At 61.3% G+C, this 253-nt stretch carries 1 protein-coding gene; it reads right to left on the reverse strand.

The genetic code is table 11. The features are described from left to right. A partial coding sequence (locus PF66_RS31590; protein ID WP_152973144.1) for an AMP-binding protein occupies positions 1 to 253 on the reverse strand: 253 nt, incomplete at both ends.

Here is a 253-nt window from a genome sequence, read left to right on the forward strand (position 1 = left end):
ACCGGCTTGCCGATATGCGGGGCGAAGCCCTCCTCCCGATCCATCGCCACCCAACTGGAGTAGGTGGTGGTTTCCGAAGGGCCGTAGAGGTTGCACAGGCGCTGGACGGTGGTTTTCTCGAACAGCGATTCCACCAGGCTGCGTTTCAGCGCTTCACCGGCCACGTTCACCGTGTGCACCGATTGCGGCAGGCCGTCGACTTCCAACAGCGCTTTCAACGCTGAAGGCACGGTGTTGATCAGGCCGATATCGT

Source organism: Pseudomonas asplenii (assembly GCF_001293465.1).
GTDB lineage: Bacteria > Pseudomonadota > Gammaproteobacteria > Pseudomonadales > Pseudomonadaceae > Aquipseudomonas > Aquipseudomonas fuscovaginae_B.